Origin of the sequence: Tropicimonas sp. TH_r6, assembly GCF_033101155.1 — a bacterium.
In the GTDB taxonomy this organism is placed as follows: Bacteria; Pseudomonadota; Alphaproteobacteria; order Rhodobacterales; family Rhodobacteraceae; genus Tropicimonas.
The window spans coordinates 36,970-54,034 of record NZ_JAWMPX010000004.1 but is presented as its reverse complement, the minus strand read 5'-3'; the positions used below and the strand labels follow the sequence as shown (position 1 = coordinate 54,034).

13 protein-coding genes and 1 tRNA gene are annotated in these 17,065 nt (G+C 63.3%); 10 read left to right on the top strand and 4 right to left on the bottom strand.

From position 1 onward, the window contains the following. Positions 1-136: 136 nt before the first annotated feature. Both R3X27_RS05715 and R3X27_RS05710 read left to right on the top strand, forming a co-directional pair. On the top strand, positions 137-2,188 hold the full coding sequence (locus R3X27_RS05715) for an ASKHA domain-containing protein (RefSeq protein ID WP_411572465.1): 2,052 nt from the start codon (positions 137-139) through the stop codon (positions 2,186-2,188). Positions 2,189-2,239: 51 nt separating this feature from the next. Beyond that, positions 2,240-2,313 (top strand) — tRNA-Gly (locus tag R3X27_RS05710). Between the two features lie 90 nt (positions 2,314-2,403). Here the strand turns inward: R3X27_RS05710 and R3X27_RS05705 are convergent. Together R3X27_RS05705 and R3X27_RS05700 are read right to left on the bottom strand one after the other, a co-directional pair. Beyond that, the gene (locus R3X27_RS05705; RefSeq protein ID WP_317707869.1) at positions 2,404-2,919 is read right to left on the bottom strand and encodes a hypothetical protein; all 516 of its coding nucleotides are present in this window, start codon (positions 2,917-2,919) and stop codon (positions 2,404-2,406) included. A gap of 144 nt (positions 2,920-3,063) precedes the next feature. Then, complete coding sequence (locus R3X27_RS05700; RefSeq protein WP_317707868.1) at positions 3,064-4,068, bottom strand: LacI family DNA-binding transcriptional regulator; 1,005 nt, start codon at positions 4,066-4,068, stop codon at positions 3,064-3,066. Between the two features lie 177 nt (positions 4,069-4,245). On the opposite strand from R3X27_RS05700, the gene R3X27_RS05695 reads away from it, so the two are divergent. The 7 genes from R3X27_RS05695 (at position 4,246) to R3X27_RS05665 (ending at position 12,800) form a co-directional block, all read left to right on the top strand. Next, positions 4,246-5,478 (top strand): ABC transporter substrate-binding protein, encoded by a 1,233-nt coding sequence (locus R3X27_RS05695; protein ID WP_317707867.1) that lies wholly within the window; start codon positions 4,246-4,248, stop codon positions 5,476-5,478. Positions 5,479-5,562: 84 nt separating this feature from the next. Continuing rightward, positions 5,563-6,492 (top strand): sugar ABC transporter permease, encoded by a 930-nt coding sequence (locus R3X27_RS05690; RefSeq protein WP_317707866.1) that lies wholly within the window; start codon positions 5,563-5,565, stop codon positions 6,490-6,492. Beyond that, on the top strand, positions 6,482-7,384 hold the full coding sequence (locus R3X27_RS05685; RefSeq protein ID WP_317707865.1) for a carbohydrate ABC transporter permease: 903 nt from the start codon (positions 6,482-6,484) through the stop codon (positions 7,382-7,384). The genes R3X27_RS05690 and R3X27_RS05685 overlap by 11 nt, the downstream gene beginning before the upstream one ends. Before the next feature lie 4 nt (positions 7,385-7,388). Then, positions 7,389-8,459, top strand: coding sequence for an ABC transporter ATP-binding protein (locus tag R3X27_RS05680; RefSeq protein ID WP_317707864.1), 1,071 nt, complete (start codon positions 7,389-7,391; stop codon positions 8,457-8,459). Continuing rightward, the gene (locus tag R3X27_RS05675) at positions 8,456-10,885 is read left to right on the top strand and encodes a beta-mannosidase (protein WP_317707863.1); all 2,430 of its coding nucleotides are present in this window, start codon (positions 8,456-8,458) and stop codon (positions 10,883-10,885) included. The genes R3X27_RS05680 and R3X27_RS05675 overlap by 4 nt, the downstream gene beginning before the upstream one ends. A gap of 23 nt (positions 10,886-10,908) precedes the next feature. Further along, a complete protein-coding gene (locus R3X27_RS05670) occupies positions 10,909-11,655 on the top strand; it encodes a sugar phosphate isomerase/epimerase (RefSeq protein ID WP_317707862.1) in 747 nt (248 codons plus the stop codon). Between the two features lie 11 nt (positions 11,656-11,666). Continuing rightward, positions 11,667-12,800 (top strand): Gfo/Idh/MocA family oxidoreductase, encoded by a 1,134-nt coding sequence (locus R3X27_RS05665; protein ID WP_317707861.1) that lies wholly within the window; start codon positions 11,667-11,669, stop codon positions 12,798-12,800. A gap of 124 nt (positions 12,801-12,924) precedes the next feature. On the opposite strand, the gene R3X27_RS05660 is transcribed toward R3X27_RS05665, so the two are convergent. Then, positions 12,925-14,244 carry an MFS transporter gene (locus R3X27_RS05660; protein WP_317708053.1) on the bottom strand — a complete coding sequence of 440 codons (1,320 nt, stop codon included), beginning with the start codon at positions 14,242-14,244 and terminating at the stop codon, positions 12,925-12,927. A gap of 316 nt (positions 14,245-14,560) precedes the next feature. Continuing rightward, complete coding sequence (locus R3X27_RS05655) at positions 14,561-16,129, bottom strand: putative bifunctional diguanylate cyclase/phosphodiesterase (RefSeq protein WP_317707860.1); 1,569 nt, start codon at positions 16,127-16,129, stop codon at positions 14,561-14,563. Positions 16,130-16,715: 586 nt separating this feature from the next. Here R3X27_RS05655 and gatC point away from each other — a divergent pair. Further along, the gene (gatC, locus tag R3X27_RS05650) at positions 16,716-17,003 is read left to right on the top strand and encodes an Asp-tRNA(Asn)/Glu-tRNA(Gln) amidotransferase subunit GatC (RefSeq protein ID WP_317707859.1); all 288 of its coding nucleotides are present in this window, start codon (positions 16,716-16,718) and stop codon (positions 17,001-17,003) included. The last annotated feature ends 62 nt before the right edge of the window (positions 17,004-17,065 follow it).

Here is a 17,065-nt window from a genome sequence, read left to right as displayed (position 1 = left end):
CCGATAAGCCCTGCCATCGCGTCGCCCCCCGGCATCGGGTGTCGCAAACGGGATGACCCCGCGCCCGACCATGGCCAAGAATGGCCGGAAGACCAACCCGGCGGAGATGTCGGGCCCAAGCAACAGGATCCGACCCGTGAGCCAACAGGACCCCCTCGTCATCTTTACCCCCTCCGGAAAGCGTGGCCGCTTTCCCGTCGGCACGCCGGTGCTGCAGGCGGCGCGTCAACTCGGCGTCGACCTCGACTCCGTCTGCGGCGGGCGCGGGATCTGCTCCAAATGCCAGGTCCAGCCGGCCTTCGGCGACTTCCCCAAGCACGGGGTGACCGTGGCGGAAGATGCGCTGTCGGAGTGGAACAAGGTCGAAGCGCGCTATGACGAGAAGCGCGGATTGAAATCGGGTCGGCGGCTCGGGTGCCAGGCGACGATCCAGAGGGACGTGGTGCTTGACGTGCCCCCCGAGAGCCAGGTTCACCGGCAGGTCGTCCGCAAGGCCGCGACCGACCGCGTCATCGAGATGGACCCTGCCACCCGTCTGTTGCTCGTCGAGGTGGGCGAGCCGGACATGCACGAGCCTTCGGGCGATCTCCAGCGCCTGCGCGATGCCTTGCGCGAAGCATGGGAGGTCGAACTGGCCGAGGTCCCGCTGGCGCTGCTGGGCAAGCTGCAACCCGTTCTGCGCAAGGGCGACTGGCAAGTGACCTGCGCCATCCACAACCAGGTCGGTGGTCCCGCGCGCCTGCTCGACATCTGGCCCGGCTATTTCGAGGGCCCGCTCTACGGGCTCGCCATTGATCTCGGCTCGACGACCATGGCCGCACATCTGTGCAATCTTGCCACCGGCGAGGTGCTCGCTTCTTCCGGCCTGATGAATCCGCAGATCCGCTTCGGCGAGGACGTGATGAGCCGCGTCTCCTACGCGATGATGAACCCGGGCGGGGCGGTCGAGATGACGCGCACCGTGCGAGAGGCGCTGGACACTCTTGCCGCCGAGATCGCGACCGAGGCGGGGATCGAACCGGAGGGTATCGTCGAGACGGTGCTGGTCTGCAACCCGGTGATGCATCACCTGCTGCTCGGGATCGACCCGGTCGAGCTGGGTCAGGCGCCCTTCGCGCTGGCCACGTCCGACGCGGTGAATCTCCCCGCCGCCGAGCTTGGCTTCGTCTCAATTCACCCGCAGGCGCGCAGCTATATCCTGCCCTGCATCGCCGGCCATGTCGGTGCGGACGCCGCCGCCGTGGCGCTCTCCGAGGCGCCCGGGGAGCAGGAAGACCTGACGCTGGTGATCGATGTCGGCACAAATGCCGAGATCTTGCTGGGCAATCGCGAGCGCGTGCTGGCCTGTTCCTCGCCCACCGGCCCGGCCTTCGAGGGCGCGCAGATCAGCTCCGGTCAACGCGCCGCGCCCGGGGCCATCGAACGTGTGGAGATCGACCCGGTGACCAAGGCGCCGCGCTTCCGCGTCATCGGTTCCGAGCTGTGGTCCGACGATCCGGGGTTCGAAGCAGCCACGGCGGTGACCGGGGTCACCGGGATCTGCGGCTCCGGCATCATCGAGGCCGTGGCCGAGATGCGCATGGCAGGACTGCTCGACCGCGCCGGCCTGATCGGCTCGTCTGCCCAGACCGGAACGGAGCGCTGCGAGCCCAACGGGCGTACCCATGCCTATCTGCTCCATGACGGTTCCCCCGAGGGCGGGCCGCGCATCACCGTGACTCAGGCCGATATCCGCGAGATCCAGCTCGCAAAGTCGGCGCTCTATGCTGGAGCGCGGCTGCTGATGGACGAGATGGGAACCGAGACGGTCGACCGTGTCGTCCTGGCAGGGGCGTTCGGCGCTCATATCAGCCCCAAACACGCGATGGTGCTCGGCATGATCCCGGATGTGCCGCTCGAGGCCGTCAGTTCGGCAGGGAATGCCGCCGGAACCGGCGCGCGGATCGCGCTTCTCAATCGCACCGCCCGGGCAGAAATCGAGCGTGAGGTCGGCGAGATCACCAAGGTCGAAACGGCCATCGAGCCGCGTTTTCAGGAACATTTCGTTGCCGCCAGCGCTCTGCCCCATGCCTCCGACCCGTTCCCGAATCTCATGAAACTGGTCACGCTTCCGGAGGTCACCTTCAATACCGGCAGCGGTGGAGACGGCGGCGGGGACCGGCCACGCCGGCGGCGGCGTCGCGGCTGAGCCGACGCCCCTTGACGTCAGCGCCCGGGCCTCGTATCCCGAAGCCCTCTTGCGGGTGTAGCTCAATGGTAGAGCAGGAGCTTCCCAAGCTTAAGACGAGGGTTCGATTCCCTTCACCCGCTCCATCCTTTCAGACATCGGCAAACCAACAGCTGAAGATCGCTTCGACAGGCGCTTTGTGCTGTTTGAAGACGGGTCAGAGAGTGGGCGAGCCGCTATGCAAGCCTCGCAAGGCGTTGCACGAAGGGATCTGCTTCCAATCGTGCCTGGGCGCGCGGCGACAATTGCAGGTCGTTGCTCCATTCCGACCCAAGCCGTTGAGCAGCAACCCGTTTGCGTGACACGGCCCGTCCACGCGGCGCACGCGGTGCCGTGCGACTGGCCTCGCACTCCGCCGGTTCGCCGATTTTCGAAAGGGGAGCAAGGACGGCCTGCACCGCCTCGGCTCCGTCAGAGCCATCCGACATTTCCGGAGAATATGGAGCGATCTGGACTGTCGCTTCGGGCTCGTCCGATTTCGAACGCGTTCGCCCGGCGAATACTCCGCGTAGCAGCAGGAAAAGCCCGAGACAGGCAAGAATGCCGGCCGCCGTCAACGGTAGCAAGGCAATATCCGGCTTGCGGGCGCCGAGCGAGGCGCGTGCTACGACGCAGGCCAATGCAAGCCCGAAACAGGCGAAAGCGGCAACGCGCCCATTCGACTTTCGTTCGATCTTTGCGGTTTCATCCATCACGAACTCACCTTCGGTCCTATCATCGGCTTGAATTCTGAAGACAGGATTAACCGGGAAAAAGGGCTGGTTTGTGACCGGGAACAGGTAAAGATTTGGGCGGATTTCTGGCGAATGCGCCCAACTTGAGTGGACCGGACCGCCTTACGGAGCGAAAGGTTCGCGCGCGCATTCAACCGCTTGCATCGGAGGTAGTTCGGGCTGTTCGATGGCGCGGATTGCTGCTTCGGCGAGGAAGCGACCGGCGATCAGCGGCTCCTCGTGGACGGCCATGATCGGCGCCCGGAACATACGCAGGAAGGGCGACGGCTCCTTGGAATAGATATCGATCGTCTCGCCGAGCCGGCGCCCCAGCCGCTCGATCGCCATGGTCGATGCAATCGCCGCGGTTGTCGCGGGAACAATGATGCCGTCAATCGTCGCATCGGCCTGCAGATGCCGCACGAGCGCCGCACTGATGATCTCGCGCTGGTCATGGCTCGTGATTTCGTCGGTCACCGCCAGCCGGGCCTCGGTGCCTGTGACCGCCTCGCGGGCGCCCGCGATCATGTGGCGGCTGTAGCTCTGCGAGAAGGGCGGAGCGACCAGCAGCAGATTTCGCCGCCCGCGCCCGAGAAGGCGGCGCACGGCCTGTCTGCCGAATTCGACATTGTCGAAATCGAAATAGGGATGTTCCTCGCAGCGACCGGAGCGCCCCAGCGTCGCGAAGGGGAAATGCCGGTCGAGCAGGTAATCGACACGGCGATCCTCATGCTCGACCTGGGCGAAGATCACCGCGTCGGCGGAGCGCGTCTCGACGATGTAGCGGATCGGGGCCAGCCGGTCCTCGCCCTCCAGATAGGGGGTGACCGTCATGTGATAAGGCGTGCCCCGCAGCACCTGGGCAACCGAGTTGATGATCCGCCCGGAATGGTCGTCCAGCGCGTCCAGCTCCGAACTCAAAACGATGGAGATGACATTTGTCTTGCCGGTCCGCAGACGGACACCGGCCCGATTCGGGACATAGCCGACCTCGGTCGCGATTCGGCGCACCGTCTGCTTCGTGGCCTCGCCGATATCGGGCGCATCCTTGAGTGCCCGCGACACCGTCGGCACCGCGAACCCACTCAGCTCCGAAATCGTCTTCAGCGTCGGTCGCTTCGATGTCACCGGTACCGCTCCCGTTTCTCAGTCGCAGTTGCCATGCTCCAGACGCTAACAGCAACCGATTTCGCGCCGCCGGGCGGTTTCGAAAAACAGCGAAAAAGGCGGAACGACTCCCTTGATTTAAGAATCTACATCGTTTTAGGCTCTCCCTACAACGTTTTAGTTCTGGGAGGAAGAAACGTGAGAACCATCACCGGACTGCTGGCTGCAACCGCGCTGACAAGCGCCTCCGCCGCCTTTGCGACCGATCTTGAAGTGACGCATTGGTGGACTTCGGGAGGAGAGGCGGCCGCCGTGGCCGAGTTCGCCAAGGCCTTCAGCGAGGGCACGGACCACACCTGGATCGACGGCGCCATCGCCGGCTCTGGCGGCACAGCCCGCCCGATTATCGTCAGCCGCATCCTCGGGGGCGACCCGATGGGGGCAACCCAGCTCAACCACGGCCGGCAGGCCGAGGAGCTGATCGAGGCAGGCCTGATGATGGATCTCACCGAGATCGCCGAGGCCGAAGGCTGGAAGGATGTGGTTAACCCGCCCTCGCTGCTCGACGCCTGCACGCTCGACGGCAAGATCTACTGCGCGCCGATCAACATTCACTCCTGGCAGTGGATGTGGCTGAGCCACAAGGCCTTTGCCGATGCCGGCGTTGATGTGCCCCAGAACTGGGATGAGTTCGTCGCTGCCGCCCCTGCGCTTCAGGAAGCCGGGAAAATACCGCTCGCCGTCGGTGGCCAGGCCTGGCAGTCCAACGGTGCCTTCGGCGTGATGTCGGTCGCCATTGCCGGTGTTGATGCCTGGACCGATGTCTTCGTGAACAAGAACGAAGAGACCGTGATGGGGCCGGAATACACCAAGGTCTTCGAAGCCGCCGCGCTGGCCCGCGAGCTTTCCAAGGACAGCAAGGTGCAGGACTGGAACCAGGCCACCAACCTGGTGATCACCGGTCAGGCCGGCGCGCAGATCATGGGCGACTGGGCCCAGGGCGAGTTCGCCGTGGCCGAGCAAGTTGCCGGTGAAGATTACACCTGCCTGCCGGGCCTTGGTGTCAACGCGGTGATCGACACTGGTGGCGATGCCTTCTATTTCCCGGTCAACGAAGACCCGGAGATCACCGCTGCCCAAAAGGAACTGGCCTCGATCCTGATGTCCAAGGAAGCCCAGGTTGCCTTCAACCTCAAGAAGGGCTCGCTGCCTGTGCGTGGCGACGTGGACCTCTCGGCCGCGAATGACTGCATGAAGAAGGGTCTGCAGATCCTCGTCGATGGCGGCACCATCCCTTCCGGCGACATGGCGTTGAGCCGCGACATCCTCGACGAGCTGGAAGACCTGCTGACCGAGTTCTGGTCGGATCATTCCTATGCTCCGGAAGATGCTCAGAAAGCCTACGCGGAAATCATTTCCCGCGCCGAATGATCGCCTGAGCGATCCCCGGGCCCGGCCGCGCGCCGGGCCCACCCCTTGCATCCGACAGGCCGTCACGACCGGCCGGAGGTTTCCATGAGCCCACCAGACACCACCCCCGCCTCCCGGGCGGACGGGAGCCGTCCGCCCAATCCGCTCTTTCGCAACCTGACCTCCAAGATCGCCTCGCTCCCGATGGTGCTGACGGCACTTGTGGTCTTCATCGGTTGTACAGGCTGGACCATCGTCCACTCCTTCACCGGCTCCAAGCTGCTGCCCAAGCTCAACTGGGTCGGTTTCGATCAGTACGAGAAGCTCTGGAACACCCGCCGCTGGCTGATTTCCATCGAGAATCTCGCGCTATACGGCATCTTCTCGCTCTGCTTCACCCTCGTGATCGGCTTCACGCTGGCCGCGCTGCTCGACCGCAAGATCCGTTTCGAGGCCGCCTTCCGGACCATCTTCCTCTACCCCTTCGCGCTCAGCTTCATCGTCACCGGCCTGGTCTGGCAATGGATCCTGAACCCCGATCTCGGCATCCAGCACGTTGTCCGCTCCATGGGCTTCACCGGCTTCGAGTTCGACCCGCTCTACAACGCCCAGATCGTCATTTACGGGTTGCTGATCGCCGGCCTCTGGCAGGGCACGGGCTTTGTCATGGTCATCATGCTCGCGGGCCTGCGTGGCATCGACGAGGATGTCTGGAAGGCCGCACGGGTCGACGGAATCCCGGTCTGGAAAACCTATCTCCGGGTCATTGTCCCGATGATGCGCCCGGTCTTCATCACCGCGCTCGTCGTCATCACCGCAGGTATCATCAAGGTCTACGACCTCGTGGTCGCCATGACCGCCGGGGGCCCGGGGATCGCCTCCGAAGTCCCCGCCAAATACGTCTATGACCGCATGTTCTCCTCGCAAAATCTCGGCCAGGGCTTCGCTGCCTCGACCATGATGCTGCTCGCCGTGGCGATCATCCTGATTCCCTGGGCCTATCTCGAATTCGGAGGCAAGAAACATGACGGATGAAACCCGCCTCCTCGATGGTCCGCGCGGCCCGAAGCCGAGCCGCAGCCTCTCGGGGCGCAATATCATGCTCTACGGCACGCTGATCGTCATGGCGACCTATTACGCGCTGCCGCTCTACGTGATGGTCGTGACCTCGCTCAAGGGCATGCCCGAGATCCGCATGGGCAATATCTTCGCGCCCCCCGTCGAAATCACCTTCGAGCCCTGGATCAAGGCCTGGTCGGAGGCCTGTACCGGGATCAATTGCGACGGGCTCAGCCGCGGCTTCTGGAACTCTGTCCAGATCCTCATCCCCTCGGTCATCCTCTCCATCGCCGTCGCCTCGGTGAATGGCTACGCGCTCTCCAAATGGCGCTTCCCCGGCTCGGAGGTCTTCTTCACCATCCTGATGATCGGCGTCTTCATCCCCTACCAGGTGATGATCTACCCAATCGTCATCCTGTTGCGCGAGCTTGGCCTCTACGGCTCGCTCTGGGGGCTCGTCCTCGTCCACACGATCTTCGGCATGCCGCTCCTGACGCTCCTGTTCCGCAACTATTTCACCTCCGTCCCGGACGAGCTGTTCAAGGCCGCCCGCGTCGATGGCGCCGGCTTCTGGGCCATCTATTTCCGCATCATGCTGCCGATGGCGCTGCCGATCCTCGTGGTGGCGATGATCCTGCAAGTCACCGGAATCTGGAATGATTTCCTCTTCGGCGTGATCTACACCAAGCCGGAAATCTACCCGATGACGGTGCAGCTCAACAATATCGTCAACTCGGTGCAGGGCGTGAAGGAATACAACGTCAACATGGCGGCAACCCTGCTGACGGGGCTCGTCCCGCTCACCATCTATTTCATCTCCGGCAAGCTCTTCGTTCGCGGCATCGCCGCCGGCGCCGTGAAGGGATAAGAAAATGCACTCAGTCTCCATCCGCTCGCTCGACCTCGCTTTCGGCGCCGTCAAGGTGCTCAGGGACCTCGATCTCGACATCCATGACGGCGAGTTCCTCGTCCTGCTCGGCTCCTCGGGCTGCGGGAAGTCCACCCTGCTCAACTGCATCGCCGGATTGCTGGACGTCACGGACGGGCAGATCTTCATCAAGGACCGGAATGTCACCTGGCTGGAACCCTCCGAGCGCGGCATCGGCATGGTGTTCCAGAGCTACGCGCTTTACCCGCAGATGACCGTGGAAGGGAACCTCTCCTTCGGGCTGAAAAACGCCGGCCTGCCCAAGGCGGACATCGCCGAACGGGTTGCCCGGGCGTCGAAGATCCTTCAGATCGAGCCGCTGTTGAAGCGCAAACCCGGCGCGCTTTCGGGCGGCCAACGCCAGCGCGTTGCCATCGGCAGGGCGCTGGTGCGCGACGTGGATGTGTTCCTCTTCGACGAACCGCTCTCCAATCTCGACGCCAAGCTGCGCGCCGACCTGCGGGTCGAGATCAAGCGGCTGCACCAGCAACTCGAAAACACGATGATCTATGTCACCCACGACCAGGTCGAGGCGATGACGCTGGCCGACCGGATCGCGATCATGAAGGGCGGGCAGATCATGCAGCTCGCCTCGCCGGCCGAGATCTACAACCGACCGCGCAACCGCTATGTTGCGGATTTCATTGGCTCCCCGTCGATGAACTTCCTCGATGGCACGCTCTCCGAGGGACACTTCGAGACCGGCGGCGCGCATTTCGACATCTCCGGATACGCCTTCGAGGGCACGGCCACCGGTCCGGCCGAGATGGGCATCCGCCCCGAGCATGTCGCAACCGGCCATGATCTCGAGGGATTGGCCATTCAGGCAGATGTCACGGTCGAACTGGTCGAACCGATGGGCTCCGATACACAGATCTGGACCACGCTCGCCGGCCAGTCTTTCCGCTTCCGCATGGACGGGCAGGCCGAAATTCGCGACGGCGACACGATCCGCATCGGCATCGACCCGACAAAAGCCTCCTTCTTCGACAAGGCCTCGGAACTCAGACTATGACCCATTCCCAGCATGCCGGTGCCATTTCGCTTGCCGGCCAATGGACCGCGACCGACGAGTGCGGCGCGCACCGATTTGCCCTCACCCTGCCCGGCGACATAATCACCGGCTTGCACGCGGCCGGGCAAATTCCCGATCCCTATTGGGGCCGCAATGAATACGACCTGCGATGGATCTGCGAGCGCGACTGGATCCTGACCCGGGAGATCGAGCTGGACCGCACCGATTTCACGCTGGTTCTCGGCGAGGTCGATACCGTCGCCACGATTTCGCTCAACAATATCCCGGTGCTGGAAACGCAGAACGCCCACCGGACCTATCGTGCCGATATCTCCCGAGCTGCGCGGGTTGGCGCCAACACGCTCGAAATCCGGCTGCATTCGGTCACCCGGGAATGCGACGCGCGAGCCGCCGCCCAGCCCTTCCCGATCCCTGACCATGGCGAGAACTCTCCCATTCGCAACGGCAACATGCTGCGCAAGCCGCAATGCGATTTCGGCTGGGACTGGAACATCGCGCTGGCCGCCTCCGGTGTCTACGGTGCGCTTCGGCTTGAGCCGCATGAAGCGTTGCGCATCGAGCGACTGGCGATCTCGCAGGATCATTCCGGCGACGGCGTGGCCGTCAGGGTCGCCGCCCATCTCGACGGGGTCTCGGCCGAAGACACGGCTCTGACCTTCACCTTCGGCGGGATGCAGAAGAGTATCGCGGTCCCCAAGGACAGCAAGGCCCCCGGTCTCATCGCCGAGTTTCAGGTCGCAAATCCCGAACTCTGGTGGCCGGCAGGGCAAGGCATGCAGCCGCTCTACGACCTCTCTGTCCAGCTCGGCGCACAAACCGAGGAGCGCCGCATCGGGCTGCGCCAGATCGAGCTGGTAAGCGAGCCGGATGAGATCGGCCGCTCCTTCCTGTTGAAGGTCAATGGTCGCCCGATCTTCTGCAAGGGTGCCAACTGGATTCCCGCCGACGCGCTGGCCGGTCGGATCGACCCGCAAGAGGTCGAGGAACTGCTTCAGTCCGCCGTTCAGGCCAATATGAACATGATCCGCATCTGGGGCGGAGGTCGCTACGAACCGACCTGGCTCCACGATCTCTGCGACGAGATGGGCCTGCTCGTCTGGCAGGATTTCATGTTCGCCTGCAATCTCTATCCCTCGACGCCAGACTTCCTTGCCGAGGTCGAGGCGGAGGTGCGCGACACCGTCGCCCGGCTGCATCACCACGCCTCGACAGCGCTCTGGTGCGGCGACAACGAGCTGGTCGGCGCGCTGACCTGGTTCGAGGAGAGCCGACGCGACCGCGACCGCTACCTCGTCAATTACGACCGGCTCAACCGCGCCCTCGAAGCCACGCTTCTGGCGACGGACCCGCAGGCGATCTGGTGGCCCAGCTCGCCCACGCCGGGACCGCTCTCCTTTGGCGATGCCTGGCATGATGACAGCTCCGGCGACATGCATTTCTGGTCCGTCTGGCACGAGGGCCGCGATTTCGACCACTACCGCGATGTCTCCCCGCGCTTCTGCTCCGAATTCGGCTTCCAGTCCTACCCGTCGATGGATGTCATCCGCCGTTTCGCGGCGCCGGAAGATTTCAACATCTCGGCCCCGGTGTTCGAGAGCCACCAGAAGAACAAGGGCGGCAATGCGCGCATCGCCGAGACCATGTTCCGCTATTTCCGCTTTCCAAACGGGTTCGAGAATTTCGTCTATCTGAGCCAGGTCCAGCAGGCGCTGGCGATCCACACCGCCGTCACCCATTGGCGCAGCCTCAAGCCGCACTGCATGGGCACGCTGATCTGGCAGCTCAATGACACATGGCCGGTCTGTTCGTGGTCCTCGCTCGACCATGGCGGCGGCTGGAAGCTGCTGCACCACGCGGCGCGACGCTTCTACGCCCCGGTTTTCGTCTCCGCCGTTCCCGACGGCAGCGAGATCGTCCTGCACGCCATCAACGACGCGCCGGACCCGGTCGAGATCACGCTTGAGGTCGCGGCATTGAGCATGGATGGCAGCCAGCGCCTGCTCGGCAGCGTGACCGCGTCCCTTGAAGCGGGCGGTGCCAACGAGATTTTTCGTGTCACGGAAATCGGCGCGCTCGAGGTGTTGGTCTATCGCTGGCACCTGCCCGACGGAACCACCGGCGCGGATCATTTCGCGCCGCGCCCCTACAAGGCCTACCCGCTCGAAGCCCCCGAGATCGACATGGAGGTCGTCGAGGCCGAGGGAGCTTTCCGCATCCAGCTCACCGCCGCGAAACCCGCTTTCTTCACCGCCCTCGAAGCGGATGTCCCGGGCCAGTTCTCGGAAAATGGCGTCCTGCTTCTCCCTGGCGTCCCCGCCGAAATCCAGTTCACTCCCAAAGACCCCGCCGCCAAGCCCAACCTGACGCTCCGGGATCTCCATTCGGCCAGCTCCATTTACGGCTGACCCGCGTTCCGAAAGGCAACCCCATGCGAGACTATTCCTACCAGCTCTACTCCTCCCGCAATTTCGGTCCTCTCCCCGAGACGCTGCGCCTAGTGGCCGGGCTCGGCTACACTCAGGTCGAAGGGTTCGGCGGACTCTATCCGGATGTGGATGCGGCCGCGAAACTCGAAGCGGAACTTGCCGCCACCGGGCTGAAGATGCCCACCGGCCATTTTGGCTTCGACATGGTTTCCGAGACGCCGGACCTCGCCATCGAGATCGCCGGGATCCTCGATGTCGAGGCGATTATCGTCCCCTTCCTGCCGCCGGAGGCCCGCCCATCCGATTGGGCCGCTTTCGGCAAGCAGCTGGCGGAAGCCGGCAAGCCGATCCGCGATGCCGGGCTTGCCTTCGGCTGGCATAACCATGATTTCGAATTCGCTCCGACCGCTTCCGGCGAGTTGCCGCTCGACCAGCTTCTCGCCGGCGGCGAGGAGATCGGTCTCGAACTGGATCTCGGCTGGGTCGCCCGTGCTGGCCATGCGCCCGCCGACTGGGCCACGAAATACGCCGACCGGATCCTCGCGGTCCATCTCAAGGATGTGGCGCCGGACGGAGACTGTTTAGACGAAGGCGGCTGGGCCGATCTTGGTCATGGTGTGATCGACTGGGCGCCCGTTATCGCCGCGGTCGACGCCTCCGCCGCCCGTTTTCGCATCATGGAACACGACAACCCGTCAGACGATGCCCGCTTCGCCCGCCGCTCCATCGCCACGGCGCAGGCCTTCTGAGGAACACACCCATGAAAGACCACGCAATCGGCATTATCGGTGCCGGCAATATCTCTTCGGCCTATCTCAAGCTCGGCCCTCTGTTCCGCGGTTTGAAGATGACGGCTATCGCCGATATCAAGCCCGAGGTCGCACAGGCGCAGGCCAAGGCCTATGGCATCGCCGCCATGAGCGTCGAGGACCTGTTGGCCTCGGACGAGATCGACGCGGTGATCAATCTCACCATTCCGGAGGTCCATTTCGATGTAACCTCGGCGATCCTTGAGGCGGGAAAACACGCCTACTCGGAAAAGCCACTGGTCCTGACGCTGGAACAGGGCGAGGCGCTGCGCGCGCTGGCGACCGAGAAGGGGCTGCGCATCGGTTCCGCGCCGGACACCTTCCTCGGCGGCGCGCATCAGCAGGCGCGCTCCCTGATCGACGCGGGCGGGATCGGCGACGTGGTCGCCGGCACCGCCCATATCATGGGGCGCGGCATGGAGGGCTGGCACCCGAACCCGGATTTCTTCTTCCAGCCCGGGGGGGGGCCGATCCTCGACATGGGGCCCTATTACATCACCAATCTCGTGCAACTGCTTGGCCCGGTGAAACGCGTGGCGGCCCTTGCCAATGCCAGCTTCCCGACCCGCACCATCGGCTCCGGTCCGCGCGCGGGCGAGACGGTCCCGGTGGACACGCCGACCAATATCCATGCCCTGCTCGATTTCGAGAGCGGTGCCACGATCACGCTCGGAGCAAGCTGGGATATCACCGCGCATCGCCACGCCAACATGGAGCTCTATGGCTCAGAGGCGAGCCTCTACTTGCCGGATCCGAATTTCTTCGGCGGTGATTTGCAGCGCGCGACGAAAGAGGACGCGGAGGTGCTCGCGCCGTGGGATCATCCGTTCGGCGTCGCCAATGACGAACACCCGGGCGGGATGCGCGCCAATTTCCGCTGCGCGGGGTTGGCCGAGATGATGGCGGCGATCGACGAGAACCGTGCGCATCGCTGTTCGCTGGAGCTGGCGATCCACGTGGTGGATGCGATGACCTCCATCCTGCGCTCCGGCGAATGCGGGGACTTCGTCACGCTGACGACATCCTGCGCGCGTCCGGCGCCGCTCGGTCCGGATGACGCGCTGGGTCTGTTGCGAGACGGGTAGGGGCAGCTTGGTTATGTTTCCGTGTCCGTCACCGTTTGCCCCCAATGTGCGGAGCCGGCGCGTAAGGTAGCATCGAATAGACACTCCAGCCCCGGGGGCAGGCCTCCCCCCTGCACTCGTTGGATCAGCCCTGCTGCGGCCAATGGCTGTGGTGGTCGTCGATGATATAGGTGTGACTATGCCGATGTCCGCCCTGCATATGCGGGTGGTCCGATGGCAGGTCCGGATGCTCATGCTCGACCTCCCGGACCTGTCCGGGGGACCACAATCGGCGCGCGATCAGAACCCCGGCGAGGCAGAGCATTCCGAGCGTGACCAGCGCCGGGACGGTGCCGAAGCGGGTCTGGAGCCAGCCCGACAGCGGGTAGCTCAGCAGCCAGCAGGCATGTGACAGCGCAAATTGCGCCGCGAAGACAGCCGGACGGTCTTCCGGGTGCGCGGACCGGCGCAGGAGGCGGCCGGAAGGGGTGAGGGTGGTCGAGTAGCCGACGCCGAGGGCGAGCCATGCGGCGAGGAGGAGCGGCCAGGAGAGGCCGATTGCGGAAATGATCCCGGCGAGACCGAGCAGGAGCGCTGTCATCGCCATGGCACCGACCAGCATGACAGGGCGGTCCGGGACGTGATCGAGCAGGCGCGGCAGGAGGAGGGCGGCGATCATGGAGCCGCAGCCGAAAGCCGCGAGGGTCAGGGCGACGCCGTTCGCTCCGAGACCAAGCTCGGTGCGGGTGAGGGTGATCGTGTTGACGATGACCATTGCACCGGCCGCAGAGACGGAGAGGTTCAGGGCCAGCAGCCCCTGCAGGCGCGGCGTGCGCAGGTAGATCCGCAAGCCGCGTGTCGTGCGCTCGTAGATGCTGCGCGGTCCCGAAGGAGTCGGGCTGGGCAGGATGGCCGAGAAGACCAGCAGGGCAGAGGCGAGGAACCCCGCGAAAGTGCCGAAGAAGAGCGTGTCGAAACTCAGGAAGCTCAGGAGCAGCGCGGCAAGCATCGGCGAGACCAGTGATTCGAGATCATAGGCGAGGCGCGAAAGCGAGAGGGCGCGGGTATAGTCCTCCTCGTCCGGGAGCAGGTCGGGGATGGTCGCCTGGAAGGTCGGCGTGAAGGCGGCAGAGGCCGATTGCAGGACAAAGATCAGCAGGTAGACCTGCCAGATCTCGGTGACGAAGGGCAGGAGCAAGGCGACGCCCGCGCGGATGAGATCCAGCGTGACCAGCATGGTTCGGCGCGGCCAGCGGGTAGCGAAGGCGCCTGCAATTGGCGAGATGCCGACATAGGCCACCATCTTTACGGTGAAGGCGGTGCCGAGGACCATGGCTGCATTCGCCCCGGCAAGGTCATAGGCGAGCAGGCCGAGCGCAACGGTTGCCAGCCCCGTGCCGAGAAGCGCGACGATCTGGGCGGCGAAGAGGTGGCGATAGGATTTATTGGCGAGGATGGCGAGCATGGCGAGTGTGACGTCAACTCCGGCTGTCGGGAGCAGGGTATCCCCCCCCGGGAGATGCATCAAGCGCGAGGCTTGGGTGCGATGCCCGGTGCAACCGTTGGATTGACCAGGATGGAACAGAAACGCCGCGCTCCCGATCCCCAACCGGGCACCCGGTAACGGCATTGCCAACCGTCGTGGCAGGGGGGGCGTTGCTCAGCCGAAAAAGACCATGTTGAGGGCTCTGTTTTGCTCCGGTCCTTCGAGAATGAACGTCTATCGGCGGAAGATAGCCCAAAGCCACAAATGCCGCGGTCGGCACGAACGGGTCGTCAGCCTACGCGCGCGACGATCCCAGATAGTATGAGCGGCAGTAATCGGCGAATTGATCACGCCCCAACGGTTTGGAAAAATAATACCCTTGAACCAGGTCAATTCCCATTTTCCTGGCCTCCTGTAGCTCGGAGTTTCGCTCGATCCCCTCGATGACGGATTCGATGTCTATTGCCTTGCCAATCGTCACAATGCCCGAAACGATTCCGCGCGAACGGGAGCTCTGGTCGATACCACGTGTCAGGGACATGTCGATTTTCAGTTGATCAAGGCCGAGCGAGACCAGGTTTTTCACGCTGGTATACCCTTCTCCAAAATCATCGAGTGAGATTCTTATGCCGTTTTTGTGCAGTTTTCCGATCGCTGCCATCACTGCATCGCGATCCTCGATCAACATCGTTTCGGTTATCTCGATGACAAGCCGGTGGGGCGGCAGGCCGGTCACGAGCAGGATGTCCAGCACCTCTTCATGGAAGCCAGCACGCTGAAAATGCTTGATGGAAATATTCGCAGATACCCACAGATCATCAGGCCAGAACGTTGCCGCCCTGCAGGCGTTTTCGAGGACGAGATGTCCCAGTTGCACGATCTGGTCGGTCTCTTCCGCGACGCCGATAAACTTATCTGGGGGCAGGTTCCCGAAAAGCGGATGTCGCCAGCGCAGCAATGCTTCCGCACCAACCAGGGCGTTTGTCTCTCCTTTGTGGATCGGTTGGTACTCGACATAGAGTTCTCCGCGCCGCAAAGCGGCATCAAGATCGGTCTGTATGGTCTTCACCTGACCGATTTCTTCCATCATCTTGTCTTCGAACACCACGAGTGCGCTATCGACCTCTGACTTCGCCCGGTAGAGTGCAATATCTGCGCGTTGGATCGCATCGCTCGATTGCTGATCTTCCGATCTCAGGGACGTGAGGCCCAGGCTGACACCGATCTTGAGTTGCGCGTCTCCGATAAGCTTGGGTTCCTTGCTTTGTGACGTTATCACGCTGACGGCTTGACTGGCGCGTTCTGCGTCAACGCCAGTGGGAAACAAGGCCAGAAACTCATCCCCTCCCAGGCGATATAGCTTGACGTCAGAGGGTAAAACGGACCGCAAGGTCTGAGCAAAATGACAGAGAACCGAGTCCCCCGCTTCATGCCCGTAGTTGTCATTGATGGACTTGAACCTGTTCAGGTCCATCAGGACTATGATTTGTCTGCCGTGTTCCCGTTGCGCGTCTACCATGTCGGACATCAGCTTCAGCCGGTTTCCCAGACCGGTCAGCGTATCGTGGTTTGCAAGCCGCCACTGCTCCCGCTCAGCGGCCGACAATTTCTGAACAGTCTCCCGCAGACGTTCATGTGATCGACCGATCAATAAACCCGTTGCCCCCAGAACCAAGGGGGCCAGCAAAATGATGAAGTGGATCGGATTTGAGACGAGAGTCGTCCAAACTGAGGACGAGTTGTTTCCGGCAAAAACGCGATCAAACACGATTGCTACCGTTGGGAAGCAACACCCGAACATGAAGCCTCCAAAAAGCCAAACCGATTGGATCGGAAGGCCATGTAAAGATCTCGGTTCGTTCATGAGAGATGCTTGCTCGACTCGGGTACCGTGTGCTCTCACCGGGATGCACGATATCCCTCTAAGATGGGATTAATGAGCTGGTATCGCTGCGTTGCACCTGGTGGAGGCGACCGCAGCGAAACCCCGCAATCAGCGCACATTGACAGGTGGAGCGCAGACAGCAGATGACACCTGCAATTGTCGACATTCGCCGCGCTCGCCGCGAAGGGGCGCTTTGGGTTGGTGCCGCGATGTTGCAAGTGCGACGGGCTCAATCAATGCGAGTGGCAGCTTTGCGCAGGAAGCGATCTTTGGACCAAACGAGGCGACTGGAAGCTCGGTCCGCCAATATGCCGAAGTGACCTCGACGAGCTTCCTTGCTACTGTGCCGTCTGTGTCCGTTTTGTCGAAGCAAACCACGCGCGATGAGGAACTCCGCCTCCTTTGACCGGCGGTGTGATCGACACAACGGCCATTGTCGCGACCAAAACGTCATAACCGAGGCGTCCCGCACCACCCCCGGCCGTTTTCCCCCGCGCTGGACTTGCGACCCGCCGCACCGGGCGATACACCGCAACCGATCATCCGCCCGACCCCGGAGGCCCCAATGTCGATCGACACAGATACCGCCCGCCGCGTCGCCAAACTCGCCCGGATCAAGGTCGAGGACGACGCGCTGCCGGCCCTTGCCGGCGAGTTCAACGCCATTCTCGGCTTCATCGAGCAGCTCAATGAAGTGGACGTGGACGGCATCGAACCGATGACCTCCGTCACCCCGCAGCGCCTGAAGCGCCGCGAGGATGTCGTCACCGATGGCGGCTACCAGGAGAAGGTGCTCGCCAACGCCCCCGATGCCCGCGAGGGTTTCTTTGCCGTGCCGAAGGTTGTTGAGTGAGCGGCGTCTCGGAAACCGTCCGGGGGACGGTTTCAGCCGCGAACGGGCGGAGCCCGTCCGTT

Bases quoted from the DNA above. Each gene is read 5' to 3' on its own strand.
- R3X27_RS05660 (WP_317708053.1), bottom strand. From the start codon at position 14,244: ATGCTCGCCATCCTCGCCAATAAATCCTATCGCCACCTCTTCGCCGCC.
- R3X27_RS05680 (WP_317707864.1), top strand. From the start codon at position 7,389: ATGCACTCAGTCTCCATCCGCTCGCTCGACCTCGCTTTCGGCGCCGTC.
- R3X27_RS05665 (WP_317707861.1), top strand. From the start codon at position 11,667: ATGAAAGACCACGCAATCGGCATTATCGGTGCCGGCAATATCTCTTCG.
- R3X27_RS05705 (WP_317707869.1), bottom strand. From the start codon at position 2,919: ATGGATGAAACCGCAAAGATCGAACGAAAGTCGAATGGGCGCGTTGCC.
- R3X27_RS05670 (WP_317707862.1), top strand. From the start codon at position 10,909: ATGCGAGACTATTCCTACCAGCTCTACTCCTCCCGCAATTTCGGTCCT.
- R3X27_RS05675 (WP_317707863.1), top strand. From the start codon at position 8,456: ATGACCCATTCCCAGCATGCCGGTGCCATTTCGCTTGCCGGCCAATGG.
- R3X27_RS05685 (WP_317707865.1), top strand. From the start codon at position 6,482: ATGACGGATGAAACCCGCCTCCTCGATGGTCCGCGCGGCCCGAAGCCG.
- R3X27_RS05690 (WP_317707866.1), top strand. From the start codon at position 5,563: ATGAGCCCACCAGACACCACCCCCGCCTCCCGGGCGGACGGGAGCCGT.
- gatC (WP_317707859.1), top strand. From the start codon at position 16,716: ATGTCGATCGACACAGATACCGCCCGCCGCGTCGCCAAACTCGCCCGG.
- R3X27_RS05655 (WP_317707860.1), bottom strand. From the start codon at position 16,129: ATGAACGAACCGAGATCTTTACATGGCCTTCCGATCCAATCGGTTTGG.